This is a genomic window from Cylindrospermopsis raciborskii Cr2010, from assembly GCF_003367075.2.
Lineage (GTDB): Bacteria > Cyanobacteriota > Cyanobacteriia > Cyanobacteriales > Nostocaceae > Raphidiopsis > Raphidiopsis raciborskii.
In genome coordinates, this window is the sequence record NZ_CP065936.1 from 786,082 (window position 1) to 803,085 (window position 17,004).

General features: G+C 35.6%; 14 protein-coding genes. 9 read left to right on the forward strand and 5 right to left on the reverse strand.

The window, feature by feature from the left end:
- Nucleotides 1–159: 159 nt before the first annotated feature.
- Nucleotides 160–651: a YajQ family cyclic di-GMP-binding protein gene (locus C6N34_RS03610; RefSeq protein ID WP_006277231.1), complete on the forward strand. Its 492-nt coding sequence runs from the start codon at nucleotides 160–162 to the stop codon at nucleotides 649–651.
- Nucleotides 652–672: 21 nt separating this feature from the next.
- Here C6N34_RS03610 and C6N34_RS03615 read toward each other — a convergent pair whose 3' ends face one another.
- On the reverse strand, nucleotides 673–1,233 hold the full coding sequence (locus C6N34_RS03615; RefSeq protein ID WP_006277233.1) for a glutathione S-transferase family protein: 561 nt from the start codon (nucleotides 1,231–1,233) through the stop codon (nucleotides 673–675).
- A gap of 45 nt (nucleotides 1,234–1,278) precedes the next feature.
- Nucleotides 1,279–1,743 (reverse strand): hypothetical protein, encoded by a 465-nt coding sequence (locus C6N34_RS03620; protein ID WP_006277234.1) that lies wholly within the window; start codon nucleotides 1,741–1,743, stop codon nucleotides 1,279–1,281.
- Nucleotides 1,744–2,097: 354 nt separating this feature from the next.
- Here C6N34_RS03620 and C6N34_RS03625 point away from each other — a divergent pair, with 354 nt between their 5' ends.
- Nucleotides 2,098–2,826, forward strand: a complete 729-nt coding sequence (locus C6N34_RS03625; RefSeq protein WP_057178335.1) for a tetratricopeptide repeat protein — start codon at nucleotides 2,098–2,100, stop codon at nucleotides 2,824–2,826.
- Nucleotides 2,827–2,878: 52 nt separating this feature from the next.
- Here C6N34_RS03625 and C6N34_RS03630 read toward each other — a convergent pair whose 3' ends face one another.
- Both C6N34_RS03630 and C6N34_RS03635 read right to left on the reverse strand, forming a co-directional pair.
- A complete protein-coding gene (locus C6N34_RS03630) occupies nucleotides 2,879–3,289 on the reverse strand; it encodes a slr1601 family putative cell division protein (RefSeq protein ID WP_115538136.1) in 411 nt (136 codons plus the stop codon).
- Between the two features lie 272 nt (nucleotides 3,290–3,561).
- Nucleotides 3,562–4,254, reverse strand: coding sequence for an IS1 family transposase (locus C6N34_RS03635; RefSeq protein ID WP_141302948.1), 693 nt, complete (start codon nucleotides 4,252–4,254; stop codon nucleotides 3,562–3,564).
- 247 nt (nucleotides 4,255–4,501) lie between these two features.
- Here C6N34_RS03635 and C6N34_RS03640 point away from each other — a divergent pair, with 247 nt between their 5' ends.
- The 5 genes from C6N34_RS03640 (at nucleotide 4,502) to C6N34_RS03660 (ending at nucleotide 14,513) form a co-directional block, all read left to right on the forward strand.
- The gene (locus C6N34_RS03640; protein WP_115539117.1) at nucleotides 4,502–6,733 is read left to right on the forward strand and encodes an AAA family ATPase; all 2,232 of its coding nucleotides are present in this window, start codon (nucleotides 4,502–4,504) and stop codon (nucleotides 6,731–6,733) included.
- Nucleotides 6,733–8,331 (forward strand): DUF2357 domain-containing protein, encoded by a 1,599-nt coding sequence (locus C6N34_RS03645; protein ID WP_057178332.1) that lies wholly within the window; start codon nucleotides 6,733–6,735, stop codon nucleotides 8,329–8,331. The genes C6N34_RS03640 and C6N34_RS03645 overlap by 1 nt, the downstream gene beginning before the upstream one ends.
- 42 nt (nucleotides 8,332–8,373) lie before the next feature.
- Nucleotides 8,374–10,068: an AAA domain-containing protein gene (locus C6N34_RS03650; protein WP_161808597.1), complete on the forward strand. Its 1,695-nt coding sequence runs from the start codon at nucleotides 8,374–8,376 to the stop codon at nucleotides 10,066–10,068.
- Nucleotides 10,069–10,082: 14 nt separating this feature from the next.
- Complete coding sequence (locus C6N34_RS03655; RefSeq protein ID WP_057178330.1) at nucleotides 10,083–11,891, forward strand: phospholipase D-like domain-containing protein; 1,809 nt, start codon at nucleotides 10,083–10,085, stop codon at nucleotides 11,889–11,891.
- A 192-nt stretch (nucleotides 11,892–12,083) separates the two neighbouring features.
- Nucleotides 12,084–14,513 (forward strand): hypothetical protein, encoded by a 2,430-nt coding sequence (locus C6N34_RS03660; protein ID WP_057178329.1) that lies wholly within the window; start codon nucleotides 12,084–12,086, stop codon nucleotides 14,511–14,513.
- Between the two features lie 149 nt (nucleotides 14,514–14,662).
- On the opposite strand, the gene sodB is transcribed toward C6N34_RS03660, so the two are convergent.
- A complete protein-coding gene (sodB, locus tag C6N34_RS03665; protein ID WP_006277967.1) occupies nucleotides 14,663–15,259 on the reverse strand; it encodes a superoxide dismutase [Fe] in 597 nt (198 codons plus the stop codon).
- A gap of 605 nt (nucleotides 15,260–15,864) precedes the next feature.
- Between sodB and C6N34_RS03670 the strand changes: the two genes are divergently transcribed.
- Together C6N34_RS03670 and C6N34_RS03675 are read left to right on the forward strand one after the other, a co-directional pair.
- On the forward strand, nucleotides 15,865–16,401 hold the full coding sequence (locus C6N34_RS03670) for a hypothetical protein (protein WP_115539162.1): 537 nt from the start codon (nucleotides 15,865–15,867) through the stop codon (nucleotides 16,399–16,401).
- Nucleotides 16,402–16,477: 76 nt separating this feature from the next.
- Nucleotides 16,478–16,879, forward strand: coding sequence for a hypothetical protein (locus tag C6N34_RS03675; protein WP_147290757.1), 402 nt, complete (start codon nucleotides 16,478–16,480; stop codon nucleotides 16,877–16,879).
- The last annotated feature ends 125 nt before the right edge of the window (nucleotides 16,880–17,004 follow it).

The following is a 17,004-nucleotide window of genomic DNA, read 5'->3' on the forward strand; positions in this document are numbered from 1 at the left end:
ATGAGATCATGGCCCCAACCACTTACAAGGGGTGGAGTAGGGCCAAAACGCCTACTGATACGAATGACTAATTACCAGTGAGTACTGGGTAATAACTATGATTACTCAGTATTCATCATTATTCATTTAAGATAACACTAAAGGTATTATATTTTTCCTATGGCATCTAGTTTTTCTTTCGATATTGTCAGCGATTTTGACCGTCAAGAATTGGTCAATGCGGTTGATCAGGTGATACGAGACATCAAAAGCCGTTATGATCTCAAAGATACCCAAACCACCGTGGAGTTGGGGGAAAAAACTGTTACTATTAATACTGACAGCAATATGACTTTGGAGTCAGTGCATGGTATACTGCGGGAAAAGGCTGCTAAACGTAATCTATCACAAAAGATCTTTGATTTTGGTCAGGTTGAGTCTGCTAGCGGTAATCGTGTCCGTCAAGAAATTACCCTGAAAAAGGGCATTAATCAGGATATTGCTAAACAAATATCTAAACTAATTCGTGACAATTTTAAGAAGGTACAGGCTTCTATTCAAGGGGATGCAGTAAGGGTTACAGCCAAAGCCAAGGATGACTTACAAGCTGTAATCCAAAGCTTAAAAGAAGAGGATTTTCCTGTAGCTTTACAATTCACTAACTACCGTTAAAACGAGGAATTCCTCTTTCAACTAGTTACTTCTTGCACCTATGGTGTTTTGAAATGCTGGACGAAGGGAGATGTTATGCATGTAGTTTAAGACTGCTGGGTAGTTACTTAAGTCCAGCTTCAGCATAATGGGGATATAGCTGAGTATAGATCCTACAGCTACATCAGCAACGGTAAACTGATCCCCTAGTAGAAATGGTTGTTGAGAAAAAATATCATTTAAGGGACCTAATAAACGCGGCATTTCTTTTTCTCGGTTGGTTTCTATGAATATACCTGTGGCTAAGGTCGAATTAGCAAATAGTACCCACTGGTAAAAGGTTGCTTGGGTCTCTAAAGATGAGGATACCTGACTGTACTTTTGGGCCAAGTATAACAAAATTGCTCCCGATTCCCAAAGTTTTAACTCACCATCTACAATTGCTGGCACTTTTCCAATAGGATTAATTGCTAAGAAATCTGGTTTTAGATGCTCTCCTGCTTTCATATCCAGATTCACAAACTCGTATGGAACATTTAGCTCCTCTAAATACCACTTAATAATTGATGCTCGACTAAAAAGGCTACCGTATAGTTTCAACATATTTGACTAATCATTACTCCAAGTTTTTCAAGTGGTAATTTATCTTTAAAGCACCTTGTGGGTGTGGGAATGTTGTTTAATATTGTCTTCTTTGGTAACAATTCTAGCAGCGTTTAATACTCGTTTACGCTCCGTAGAATAATTAAAATCACTTTTAGTTGTGCCAAGGGGAATTAAGCTTTGAGCTGATTCCCGTCGTTTATAAGTGCGCGTCGCAGAAAATGTTCTTGGCAAAAACTCTTCGCTAAATTGGGCAGTTTCAGGAAATCCAGAGGGTAATAACAGGTTTTCTCCATCTAGTATGGATCCTAAAGTGGTTGCATAAGCTAGTTTGTATGATGTAGGTATCCCTTTTATTATCGCTTCTAATGCTGCTGAAGGAATTGGTTCAATAATTTCAAGTTCATGCACCTCTCCATCTTCCTTATAAAAACAAGTCGCTAAACCAATAACTATATAATCATCGGTTCTCAGGTCTAAACCATTGGGATGGGAAATTGCCGTTGTCATGGAGTTTACTCGGAATGTGAATTTTTCGTGAATTTTTTGGTTTATGCAATAGTAGGGGGTGACACTAGGAGCTGACCACACAGAGTATTAATCAGCTTTTTGCTTGATTATAACTCCTTACTTCCTCAATTTTGACACACATCCAAATTCTGTCTGGAATTAGTCTTGGGAGTGATGTATATGTTTCTGGGTCTATGGCCTAATTGTATAGGTAGTTTGAATTGATTCTCACCTGTTTACTCCTTAATTTCTAAATGGCACACAGATGGCAGTAATACAGTAGTATAATTGAACTACCAGCAAGAAAAATTTTATCGTTTGATTTCATAGGGCAATTAGCTTGAGCAGAAATATATGGATAGTTACTCTTTTTTAAATTCTCACACTCACAATAACCCTTTATATAAAAGAAACAATTGGCAAAGTTCTTACAACTCTTATAACCAAAAAGAATTAGCAGATTCAGATATAGGCACTTTAAAGGATGAAAAGTATATGCGATCCTACGCTTTAAAGTTAGCTCATCAAGGAGAGTACACAAAGGCGATCGCCTTGCTGGACCGAATAATTGATAGTCATCCTGAAAATGCTATTGACTATAATAACAGGGGATTAATCTACTTTCAAAGCGGTCATGCTCAAAAAGCACTTCTGGACTACAATACTGCCATGCAGCTGAACCCCAGGTTGGCCAGCGTTTATAATAACCGAGCTAACTACTATGCTGCTCGTGGTGATTTAGTTAAGGCACTGTCTGACTATGACCAAGCCTTGGATTTAAATCCCCGCTACGTACGCGCCTGGATTAATCGAGGTATTACCTTACGAGAATTAGGAGAGTACAAAGATGCCATTGATGATCTTGAAGTTGCCCTGCTGTTTGGTCAACTCGAGATTCACATTTGGTCAGAACGGGGTAGGAGTTACCACCTGTGGGGTGATTGGAACTGTGCGATCGCAGATTACCGTAGGGTCTTATCCCATACAATGTCTTTAGATAAGATAGAGGATATAATCACCTATAGGCTAAGGCTACAAGTGGAAAATTGGTTAGGAGAATTAGGTTTTTCCACATATAAATGAACTAAATATATAAGTGGGTGGGCGGAATTAAATGTAAATTGTGCCTCCCCACTTACTGCGTGGAATCTGGGGGTTCGACAGTTTTTCTGTCCGGATTAACCAGTATAATTTGCCGCTGGTTAGGTTGTAAGCGGTAGGAGTGTTCTCTCATAATGCTTTGAGCTTGACTAGGATCAAAATTACGGGTAAATTCTTCTCTTAAGGTGCCAACGCGGTTTTTCATAATCTTAACTTGTGTCTCTATATTTTCTAACTTGTCTTGCTGTAACAAGTAATGGGGGAACAACCGTGTCAGTGCGGATATTGATACTGAAATAATAAGTAAATTTACTATAATTTTGCCAAAAACTTCCAGTCCCATAATTAAATGCGATCGCTGGCGAAGGTGTCTTTTCAACTGACGGCGTACAGTTGAAGATGGTTTTTCAGGCTGTAGTGGTGGTATATATTCAAATGCTTTCATTGTGCTAAATAGCCCTCACGTATCATGCCCACCATGGTAATCCATTTAAGCTTCTCCGGTCTAAAGACACGGAGATTTCTGAAGAGTCCATAAACGAACTTTCTGAGGCTGGCTTAAACAGCCTCTACTGATTCTGCTAAAATTAATTCTTAGCATCACCGCTACTTTAAGTTGATTTCGAAAGTATAGCTCAGATAAGACTTACTTGTCAATAGCAGCCACAAAATAACATAAAGACAACACTGGAAGGCGTTGCATATTTGCGGGATGAATCAACTAAACGCGGGTATTACTTCATACTTTAAATAGTGAAGTAATAATTTAATTGAATACCTAAGCATATCTACAGATTTTGAATAGCATAGCGTTTTTCTATGTAGTCGCGCTAAGTAGTGACGTAAACGTGTATTTTCACCCTCTACCCTAGTCATATATGTTTTGCTCACAATATGATCCTCTGGCTGAATAAAACTCGGATAAACCCTCCACCCATCAGTAACATAAAAAAAGCATTGCCAGAGTTTAACGATGTCCCACAAAGGTTGAAATGCTTGTGAGCTGTGGTCTCCCACAACCCAAGCCAGGATATTTTTACGGAAGTGATTTACTGCTGTCCACAACCATATTTTGTTTTTTTTTGATCCCACAAAGGTCTCCAACTCATCAAGCTCACCTACCAAGGGTGTTTCCTCAACTGGTGGAGCATCTGGAAGTATGGAACCAATTTGTTTTAGCCAGTAAATAATAGTTGTATGATGAACGCCTTTATCGCGTTCAATTGCTCTAAATCCCATACCGTTAACATAAGAGCGCAGGCAACTTTGTTTAACTTCTTCTGAATAGCCTTTAGGTGGACTATAGACATCGATAAATTGACGACCACAATCAACACAAATGTGATTTTGTTTACCTCGACGTTTGCCATTCTTTCTGATTTTGGAAGACCCGCAGTTTGGACAATGCACAGTAGATTACCTCAATTCATACCTCTATTATGCAACGCCGAATATTGAAGATCCGCATCACGGTTAAATATCAAGGCGAATAAATTCGCCGTTGGCACTTCCTGTCTAAAGCCAAGTGGCTTCCGTGCCTTTCGGCGATTTTCTTGTGAGAAGCTAAGTGGAAAAATATCTATCTTTTGATAGATGCTAAGTGGCTTTCCGCTTGTTTACAGTGTCTGTGTTGTATAAAAGGGGGTATTGGGTTAGCATGAAGGATCTGATTATAGTTAGTGGGCTTAGTGCGGGTGTGGGTATTGGTGTTATCTTGACGGGTATAGCTAACGGACAAGCTAGTATAGGAGTATTAAGTAGCACTGCTGGTGCTATTATGGGAGCTTCTGTAGTTCGCAAGTTGGAAGATGATAGAAATCGGGTCACATTAGTTAAGCTTGAGGAACTAAAAAATCGGGAACTGACAAGACAAGAATCAACAAACCTAATCCAACAAATAGAAACTCTTAGGCCAACTGTAAAGCAGTTACAACAAGACCGAGAAAGGGAAGAAGAAAATCTAGTAGTCCTGAGAGGGAAATTAGGTAATCAGCAAGCTGAGTTAGAATTCATTAGAAGAGAATGGGAGCAAAATCAGTCTAGATTGGAAGATATTACCCAAACAGTTGCCAATCTGACAGCACAAAAACAGGAATTGGAAAATCGCATCAGTGTGATTAATCAAGAGAATCCTCGTTTATTGGAATTGGAAGAACTCAGACGAGCAATTGAACAATCTAGAATTGAGAAAAGTGCTTTAGAAGGAAAAATCAGTGGGCTCACCTCTCAACTGGAATCCTTAGATTCCCGCAGACAAGAAACTGTTTCTATTGAATTGGAATTACGGGCTAAAGAAATTGATTTAGAGAAGTTGACCACACAAGTTGAAAATCTGAAAAATCAGTCTCAGGAACTAGAACAACGTGCAGCTGATTTAGAATTGTTGCGTTTTACCTATGATAATATTATTAAACAAAACCAAGATTATGAGGTAAAAGTTAATCAGTTAAGACCAGAAATACAAAGATTAGAATTAGAAAAACAACAAATTTTACATTCAATCCAAGAAAATCAAAACGAATACCAAAAAGTCCAAGAATTAAGAGAAAAATTACATAGTTTAAGACTGAGTATTGCAGACGAAAGCTCAAGGTTAAGAGAGGTAGAAACAGAAACACAGACTTGGCAGGGTAAGAAAGCAGCTTTAGAAGAGAGCAATGGTCATTTACAAGAACAAAAACAGGAACTTGAAAGAACAATTAGTAGATACAAACATGAAATTGTAGAAATAGAAAATAGTGCGGAATTAGCCTTACAGCCTTTGAAAGAAAAGCTTTGGAATAATCTACCACAAATAATTAAACCAAGAAAGCAAGAATCAGAATTTATAGCTGATTTTATTACTAGAATTAGGTCCCAAGGATTAACTTTTTCAACTAGAACAGTTAATGCTTTCCACACATCTTTAAAAGTACAAGACATTTCTGCCTTAGTAATTTTAGCAGGGATTAGTGGGACGGGTAAAAGTGAACTACCGCAAAGATATGCCAATTATCTTGGTGCCCAATTACTAACATTAGCTGTACAACCACGATGGGATTCTCCCCAGGATTTGCAGGGTTTTTATAACTATGTAGAAAAGAAATTTAAACCAACTGACTTAATGAGAGGACTATATCAATATGGACAGCCAGACATGCAGGATAGAATAGTCATTGTGTTACTGGATGAAATGAATTTAGCCAGAGTAGAATATTACTTTAGTGAGTTTTTATCTAAATTGGAAAGTCGCCGTAATCATGCGACTTACTTGGAACTTGATGTGGGTAGTTTACGAATTCGTGAAAATGAACGTCGTTTACAAATTCCCAACTCCTTTTTATTTGTGGGAACGATGAATGAAGATGAAACTACGCAGACCCTATCTGACAAAGTGCTAGATAGAGCTAATGTCTTAACCTTTGGTAGACCCCAAAATTTAAAATTGCGTCAGGAGAATCAAGGAGCAGCAGTTCAACATCACGATTCCAGTTATCTACCCTATTCTCATTTTCAATCGTGGGTGAAATTGCCCAATCCCAATTCTGAAATAGTTAGGAGCGTCAAATATTTCCTGAACCAAGCTAATGAGGTAATGGAAAAAATGGGACACCCTTTTGCCCATCGTGTTTACCAAGCTATTACTCAATATGTGGTTAACTATCCACAAGTGGAGAGTATTGAATCCCCAGCTTTTAAATTTGCCCTCGCTGATCAATTTGGACAGAAACTGTTGCCCAAATTACGAGGAGTCATGGTTGACGAAGCTCATGAGCAACTAGAAGAAATGGGCAGAATTATTGATGATATCAATGATCAACCATTAATTACAGCCTTTGATAAAGCAAGAAAGGGGCGTTACGGACAGTTTACTTGGCAGGGTTTAGTATATGAAGATGAAGAGGTATAATGAAAATATATTCCAATTTATTTGCCTATCTGAATCAGTCTGAACCGATTTCAAATTCGACTGAATTGAGTGCCAGCGATCGTCCAATTATTGTTTTGGAACCACATGAAGATTTATCTTTATCGTCTTGGTTTATCACTATCGTTCCGGGAGTTTATCAAATCGGTTTTCCCTATTTACAACCAGCTAATTTATCCTATTCTGATGAACATAATTGGCAGGATTTAAGGTCTGTATTGAATTTAGAAGTTTCTAAAAAATCTTATAAGTTACCTATCATGGGTCAAGTTATGGATCTAGAAACTATCAAAGAGGAAGCAGAAATCGAAGAATGGGAAAATAGATTAGGAAATCGTTTGGATAAAACAGTATCCGAATTAATCCGATTATTTATTGGCATGTTTACAGACATATTTAGTGGAGAGAATACCGTAAGATTTAATATGGAATCTCATATTTTGCTCAGTCGAGTACCACAAAAGTTACAGTCTGTGAACCTTAAAGATGCCAATTTACCAATTGTAATCAGCTTAGATAAAAAATATCAATTGCGCCGAAAGTTAGAATTAATTGGTGACAAGCTACGTCATCAACTCAGAAGACAAGCAGAATCAATGCCAGTAGGAAAAATTCAAGAAATGGATAGTTATTGTTTACGAGATTATATTCGTAGACCTGGATTAACTGCTGTAGAAAAAGCTGGTTCAAAACAAGAACTAATGGGGATTCAAAGATATCAAGATTTTAACACTCCTGAAAATAAATTTCTGGTTTATTTTACTCGATATTTACACTTGAGTTGTTTTCAATATGAAAGAAGTGGAGCAGTTCAGTTTAGGGGAGAAGTTAGAAAAATTAGATTAGTAATTGATTTGTTTCAAAGTCAGCCAATAGTTAATACCATTCAAAATAAAAACTATCAGTTCACAAAACCAAATTATGTGCTACAGCAAAATGCTACATATAAGAGTTTTTATCAGGCATATTTAGAATATGTACGCAAGAGGTATGAAAAAGAGAAGTTATGGAGTTTTAGAAATTCCTTATTGGCGGATGTGGTTTATATTTACTTCACAGCGGCGTTACTCAAATTTAATCATGTAAATATAAATGCTGGTTCGCTGGTTAAATCTAACTTAATTGCTGATCAAGGATGTTATTTAACTAGAAATCAAAATGTTACAGTTAGAGTATTTTTACAGAACCAAGTTTATGTATTTGGCTTGCAGAAACCAGCTGAAATTTCTAGAGGTGATTGGGTGTTAACCTTACAAATTCATCAGTTAGATTCTAGGGAACTAAATTCCACAAAGTTAGAATTTCCCATTTGGGTATTTTGGTATGTTCCCAGTCAGGATATAATTAGTGAAATGCAAAAAAGGAGTAGAAGTTTTGATTCATTTTCACAGGCAATTGTATTATATTTACAAGAAAATCCATCAACTTATAATTCGAGTTATGGAGAAAATCATAATCTACAAATTTTATCTCCAAATATCAGGTTAATGAAGTTACCAGAAAATTTGACGGAGCAGGGATTTGATCCAACCGTTGAAATAATTAACAGAATGATTACCAATTTGCTTAAAGGCAATTAACATAATATGACTTATAATGAGAATTACAACATGGACTTTAGTATGAACTTTAATGAACCTAATGAAACGGAAGAAAATAAAACTGAGGAACTTGATAGAGGCGGATTTAAAAGACAATTAAAAAAATTAATATATACAGCAGCTGAAATTTCACCTGTTAGCCAAGCACAATGGGAAAAACTATTAGAGATTTACAATTTTGCCTCATTATCCATAGAATTAATCATACAAACGATCTGTAGGAACAACGCATTTTACTCTCAGGAGCGATTATCCTTAAATTTTCCTTCCATTAGTCCTAGGATTCCCCTGAGTGCAAATCAACAAATAGCATTGGAAATGGCACTTTCAAATAGTCCTATTACTGTGATTTCTGGAACAGGAGCAACAGGAAAAACCTCCATTGCTAAGAATCTTGCTCAAGTGGCTATTGATTCTTCTCATAAGGTGTTGATTTTAGCTCATAATTTGGCATCTTTGTCACCCTATTATAATCTAACAAATTATCCGCTGGTACTTTCCCAACAGGGAGATTATTATCAAAAGGTGATCAATCGCTTACGTTATGATAATTTAGCTCAAGCTAAAATGGATTATTTGCCATTACATTTGCTACCAGATGTAGAGTTATCAAAATTAAGAACACCAGCAAAATTAGAAAGATGGTTGCCAATTATTGAAAATAACAGCTATCAACAATTAGCAGATATACTAAAGTTAGAGTCAGAATTTCAAAACTTAACTCAAGCAAGACTACACTTATTAGCTTATCGGTTGAAACAACTATTGCCTTTTTTACAAGAGCAATTAAGATTAAACCAAATTTATAATCACCTCTCACAAGCAGGAATTGAAGAAATTGCCCGTCAACTTTTAGCCAATCCACAAATCACTATTACTGGTACTGTTGCTGAGTTCATGCAGGTGGAAAATAGGCTTTTATGGGAAACTAGTTTTGATATAATCATCGTAGAAGAAGCAAATCGTCTTCATTGGATACAGCTATTATTTTTGGCAGGATTATGCAAAAAACTGGTTTTATTTGGTGAAGATATCCCTCCAAGATATGGACAACCTAAAAAATCCATCCCATATCCTTATAACTGTTTGCAATTTAATTGCTTTCAATGGCTGCAAAGTCATTTATCACCGGCTTATGTTTATACATTAAAGGAACAGTTTAGGCTACATTCAGCTATGGCTAAAATTGTCTACCCTTCTATTTGTAATCATTGGGTATATAGTCAATCACATTATATTGATAATAGCCTATCTGGAGTCAACCTATCGCAAATTAATAGAAGAGTTGTTTGGCAAGATGTATCTGACACAATGGTAGGGGATAAACCCATAGCAGAAAATATGATTAGATTTTTAGAGAAATTAATCAGAAATCACGATGGACAAGTTATGTCCGAAATAGGGATGATTACATTTTCTCCAACCCAGACAGATGCTATTAAGGAAATTTTACCTACAATCTCATCCATATATCAGAATCAACTATTTGTTGGTACAGCAGGAGAATGGAGTGGAAAGGAAAGGAAAATCATTATGGTTAATTGTTCAGGTAATCCTAAGGATATTTCAGTAGAGGATATTAATATAGCCCTAACAAGAGCAAAAGATTATCTATTTTTATTTGGTGACTGTGATGTATGGCTAAGATATAATTCTCCCCTTAAAGCATTATTGTATCATCCTGCTGTCTCTCAAGAACGTCAAGTTGTCATCTAAATCAACCGTGAATTATGAAAATACAAGTTAGATTATCGGGAAAATTTGAAAGATTGCTATTAAATGCAACACAAACTACATCCGTATCCTTGAATTATTTAATTCAAGAAGTACAAGCGATATCTACCAAATATCAGAGAAGAACACCTGAATTGTTACGTCACTCTTTCGGATTAGATTTTATCCCAGAATCGGTTTTAATTAATTTGTGCAAACAAAGTCGTGGTGCTATGAGAGCAAGTGATATTTACCAAGTACCAGCTCTGAAATTGCTCAAACATATAGACTCTCAATTAAATGATCGAGATATTCAGGAATATGCTTATAATTTTGTCTGCGAGGAAGGAAGCATTAGTTTAACAGCAGAAGATACACAAATTCCTATTTTTTCTGGTGCTGTTTGTGAACAAATGGGAAATTACCTCCTGACCTTACAAGAATCTGATTACCCAGGGTTAAACTCAGATTTTATCCAACTACTATGGAATACATCTGAAGATTATTGGCACAATTTACCTGATTTGGAAAAAATTAATTATGCTTTGAAATCTCATGATTTAAATAATTTCTTTCTTAATTTTGACTGTCACCTATCTAATAATAATTTTCAACAAGTAAAAATTTGGATTTCCATAGAGGAATTACCCCTGAGATTAAGATCTGCTATTACATTCCTAGGATTTAGTAGTAAAATACAGGAAGATTATATATCAAACTTAACTACAGATGTTCAGTTACTAGTTGATCAATATGTGTCAACATACCAACATCAACCCATAGGGTTACCTGATGAAATACAACCAAATCCCTCACATGGGTCTCAAATTAGTTTTGTAATCGATAGTGGTAAAAATCGGAGAACTATCCACCAAATTATTGACCAAGCAAGTGAGTTTTTACTAGTTTCTAGTTATATTATTGAGGATGAGAACTTAACGGAATTAATTTGTCACAAGTCCGCAAAATTACCTGTTTATATATTAACAGATTTAAACAATGAACTTTTAGACCGCATTGATGAACAAATATCAGATTCTATGGTCATACCCGAACAATATCAAATAACCGATGAACGTAAAAAATCTTGTTTGAGAATGGTGCTGAGTGAGAATATACCTATTCGCAGTGGTGCTTTTCATTTAAAAACCTATATTTCGGAAAAAGCTGCTTATCTGGGATCCTGTAATCTGACTCGTCGCAGTTTGGACTTTAATACAGAAGCTGGAATAGTGGTTAGTAATAATTCTCAGCATGAACACCTAATTAGTTATTTCCAAAACTTTTGGTATAATCACAGTAAAAATGAGGTTATACCTGATGCTAATAGTGATGGGTTTAGGTTGCGCTCCGTTATTTATCCTCATCAAAGAAAATATAGAAAAAATCATGACAACTTTTTGACATCAGCACAATATCAGCAAGATTTGATAGAAAACCTGCGCAATTTTCCCCAAAATGAACAGATCAGAATTTATACTCGTAGTTTTCAACCATCTAGGGAAATAGCAGGTTATCTCGGTGCATTAAATACGAGGGTTTTTATTGATTCGAGTGCGTCTATGAGATATGAAAACTTCTATAGGAAGAGCTTTAATGTTCAGAATATTCGCAAGATTGATAATCTCCATGCTAAGATTACTATCTTAGGGGATAAAATAGCTTACATTGGGGGAATTAATTTTAATTTCAATATTGATTTTATTTTCCATAATAATCCTAACTTGAATCATTCAAATTTACATGATTTGATGTATAAAACTACCAATAAAATGGAAATTAACGAAATCATTGATAGACTAGAAAATCTAAATTTAAAAATCTAAATTTATTAAAGTAATTTAGAGAGTAAGTGGGTGGATGGAATTAAATATGAGAGGAACGTAGGTTGGGTTGAAGTATGAAACCCAACGCCCGCATGGGTTTAACCCATCCTACAAATAATTATGCCTCCCCACATAATTTAGACCAGGTTCAAAAAAACACAAAAATTTAAAATCAGTAAGGAACAGGAAAATATGCCTAGATTATTTAATTTACAATCTTATTTTGATGCTTGTGAGTATACTTTTTTAGTGAAGGAGGAATCTGATATAGTTCCTCAATCGAGTAGAGACTACAAATCGTTTCTGGATAAATATTCTAATTATCCTTATTTAACTGCACCAATAGGTAATAATTTTCTTGCTTCTGAGTTAACTATTAATTCCCAGGAGTTAAATTTCCTATCTATGGGAACTGAACTAAGGGGAGGAGATAGGGAGCGTTTATTTATCATTAGTGATACTTTAGATTTAATGACCCTGAGTATGAGGTATGGTCTGGGATCTACGGACGGTTATTTATATAGCAGTGCTTATCATTATTGGAGTCACCGGGAAGCAATAGTTGAAAGACACCTATATAACCCCTCCCCCAAACCATTTAAACCACTAGTATTTATTGATTTCGATAGTTTTGATATTTCTAGTTTACTTCCAGTTACCTTTATACAACCAGAAAATAGTCCCTACCAAATTCCTATTCTTGATACTAGACATCAGATATCTTTACCTAGTGTATGCAATTCTCAAGCAACATATTTACGGGTATGTTATTCCATAGCTGAGTTTTTATTACAGCAGCAATTCCCTCAATTATCTACAAATCAGGAAAGCATTAACCACCTGGGTGATTATTTACGCAAGATTAATTTTTTCAGATTTGTTCAATCTCAAATTGCTCAAGAGTCTATAAGTTTGATTATCGAAGTAGACCATGACCACCAAATTTTTTATAAACGAATCACTGTACTTACACTCGATATTGCTAATATTGTTTATCAGCAAATTCAACCGGATATTAACCTTGTCAATCAACTTGCTATCCAGTATCCCCAATACCAGTTTGTCTTAATCAGTCAATATAACATTTTTGAGAAAATTTCCTACCTACATTTATCTAACTTTATTTGTTTCACACCTCAAATCCAAAGGTTTTCAGAGATATGGATCCAAAAAAATCAGCTAGGGTTTCCCTTGTTTGGAATTTATTTAGATCGAATTGAGTTCGCTATAGCTATTGATAACCAGGAAGTATGGATTGAGTTATCTGATGAAAAAGATGCTATTTCTTATGAAGGTAAGCTTACAGTCTTAACAGGAAGAATAGCTAGTAGAGATCAAGACTTTGTGAGAATTCCCCGTGGTAGAAATAGTGCTAATTTACCAATTAGAGTCAATGGTTCTGATTACTCTATCAATGGTGTTCCCCAAGATTACAGAATTGATATTGAAAACTATCACAATCATCACAGCAACCAAAATGATCAAGAAGTCTTAGTACAAATTCTGTTTTATCTACAACCAGGATCTTTTCCTAGACTGGAAGTTAAAGACTTGCAAAACCAATATACTATTAAAACTAGTTTGGTCAACAGGGTTAATGTCTCTTATAGCTACATCCCCCCCTCCAGAATCAGTGAAAATCGTCAACAAAGATCTCTGTCTCAAATTAGACGTTTGAGCGCAAGTGTAGCTCTTGGAAATTTTATGAATTCTTTAAATCAAATCTCTCAAGTAAATGTCATTAATAGTCGAACTTACGAACAACTAAGTACAAGTTTCAGACAAGCTTATCAACACTTAGGACAGAAACCGAATCCTGATTTGCTACAATTTATCGAGGTTTCATCCATTGAGGATGAGGAGATTGTTACAGGGTTGAAACGAAAATTAACAAATTCTCAATTTGACACAGTAATTGATTTTATGATTACCACGACTAATCAATATCTAAGACAGAATAGACCTGTAATTTATCACCAGAAAAATTTGCTGATTAATGCAATAATTCTTACTGGTAAATTATATCAATTCTCACAATTTATATGTTCACGAGATATGTCAGATAGTTTATTTTCTGACTCCCAGGTGAAATTAATTATTGACAATAGTGGAAGGGACAAAAAAGTGTCAAATGAGTATTTACAGTGTTTATCAAGAATTGCTGTAACTGAACAACTACAACAAAGATATTTTCAATTATTTGACTTACAATATACATCTGAAACAAGTCAATACTTGTGGGGGTATGGCAGAATTTTACTTTGGTATTATGATTTTAATAATCCTTCTAACACCTTATTAACTTCTCGTCTATACCTGGAACATTTTACAAAAATTATCAACTATTTACTAACTAGACATTATAAAGATTTTGAGTTCCAATACAAACAGAATGCTTTTTTATCTCTTATTTACTTGCTAACTTTTTGCGCTTATGATGCAAATTTCTGCCGCCCAAATTCAGCAGAATTTCACCTAGCCTTGAGAGTTATTGACAAATTTCAAAATGATAGGATTATTTTGAAAACAATTAGTTCTGAAAGACCATTAAATCACTATTTTCAGGAGTTGATTGAAGGACGTTCAACAGAAGATGGCATAGCTAATCTGCTTCAGGGTTAAATTCTCCTCTCAATTATTTGTAGGATGGGTTAAACCCATGCGGGCGTTGGGTTTCATACTTCAACCTACATTCATATTCATCTTATAGCTGTAGCTATAAGATGAACGCTTAAAAGCTCGAACTTTTTATTATTAATGTCTTATCAGACTTAGCCTAAATTTGCAGCAGCAAATTCCCAGTTGGCTAAATTGTCCAAGAAGTTCTTGATGAATGCTGGACGCGCATTTCTAAAATCTATATAGTAAGCGTGTTCCCATACATCAATGGTTAAGAGTGGCTTTTTACCGTGTACTAAAGGGTTTTCGGCATTAGGTGTTTTGATTACCTTGAGTGTACCACCATCATCAACTAACCAAGCCCAACCACTGCCGAATTGAGTTGCTGCTGCTGTGGAAAATTCTTCTTTGAATTTGTCAAAGCTACCAAAGTCTTGACTAATTCTGTCTGCTAATACTCCGGTAGGGACACCGCCACCTGCAGGCTTAAGCGAATTCCAAAAGAAAGTATGGTTCCAAACCTGTGCTGCATTGTTGAAAACCCCAGCTTTAGATGCATCTTTGAAGGAAATTTGAATTACTTCTTCAAGAGACTTATCCGCCAAATCTGTACCTTCAGTGAGCTTGTTTAGGTTATCCACGTATGCTTTGTGATGCTTACCATAATGGTATTCAAAGGTTTCAGCTTTCATGCCGTAACTTTCTAAAGCGTTAAAGTCGTATGGTAAAGGAAGCTGTGTAAATGCCATTTTTTCAAATCCTCTCTTTATGGTTTTCCCGCGTGAGCTATTGTCCCACCTTGGCTAGAGAAATCCCAAGCTGTGTGGCCACTCGCACCAACTATAACAGAAATTATCAAAAAATACAATAACAATACAGGGTTGTAGAGAGTGAACACCAAATTTAATAAATTTGAAAGGATTCATGGAGTATTGACAAGTGTGGCATAGGATGTATAAGATATACACCATAAGGTGAATTAATGAAATGTAACGCAGTTTATCGATTGGATTGTAAACAGGCGATTGTGAAGCACTTGCACTCGCGTGCAGGATGCTATTAGTCCAGGTATAGGTCACTGTAGTCATAATTACTCACATGAGTATTAGTAAAACAATTATAGATGGAACGACTGAAAAGATGATCGCCTTTGTTTCAATATTTAAAACTGAAGATCTACCCTAGGATAGATGCGGAGATAAATTTTGATGTATTATAGTGCTTTTGTTTACATTTTATGTAAGGGTTTTGTCTAAGGCTATAATTCCTTCCACTAGCTGAGAATACCTTGACTCTTTTACCTAAAAAGTACCAAGAAACAACATGTATTACCATTAAAAAAGGAAATGTTATTGTGAGAGTCTTGTTAATTTCTACCTTCCTTCTTTCCATAGGGATATTTAATCCAGCACTTGGTGGTTATAATTATGAGTTTGAGTATGATAGATTTAGTGATTCTAAGAAAGCTACTTTCCAGGCAAATATTGGCAGCGAGTGTAAATTACTTGTTTCTAAAAAGGGAGAACTGAGATATTGTAGTTTTTCCTACGAGGATCCAAACGAAGGAGGAGTTTACCCAGTGATAGCTGTAGGTACAAGCTCGGATGATTGGGATATCACCGACAACGGAAAACCAACATTTTTAGATGATATAAATACCATAATTACCTATAATGATAACACAACATCCAGATTGAAATTGAAGGCTTCCACCCTAGGACAAGAGATAACTCAGTATAGCATTTTTGCCGAGGTGGTCATGGTTCATCTTGGTCAAATTTTAGATGAGTTAACTAACATTAGGCAAATCGAATTTAAATATGGTTCAAATGAGTATTTATTCATTATTGACCAAAAATTACTAAAAAAGACACTGAACTTTGAAAAGTAGATCTTCCTTCTCATATTAGTGAGCCAAAAGTATGTGTCAATTTCTCATCAACGCTTTTCTTCTTCCGACGAACTTGATGATTTCAAATGTTGCGGAATACTGTTCTCCTAGTGAGTACGTAAAAAACCAGGAGATGCAAGGTAAAATCAGCTCCGGACAGATTATCAGTCAATTGATAGCTCAAAATAAAAAAACCAGAATCAGATTTGCTAAGGGTAGTCTTTGTGGTTTTTATTCTGGAAATATCAGTCAAGGTAAAGAATTTGTACTTAAACTGGCGGGTGGACAACTATTTACAAGTAAGAATACAGGACAGGGGTCTATTCATCATATATACGTAATTGGACCAAAAGGACGCATTACGCCAAGGAGAGAAGCCACGAATACTCTTAGTTACTACATTCCCGTTTCCGGGGACTATAGTGTCTATCTTAGGTCAGTGAATTCCTATAGTAATGTGGAGTTTTGTGCTTATTAGAAATGTATGCTTACTTGACAAAAGTATCTTACTATAAATAAAGTAAGGGTAGATTGTCCGTAAAAGAGGTGAGGGTTTATGCAATAATTTTTTTCTATTAATACTCGTTGATACTAAAAAGGAGA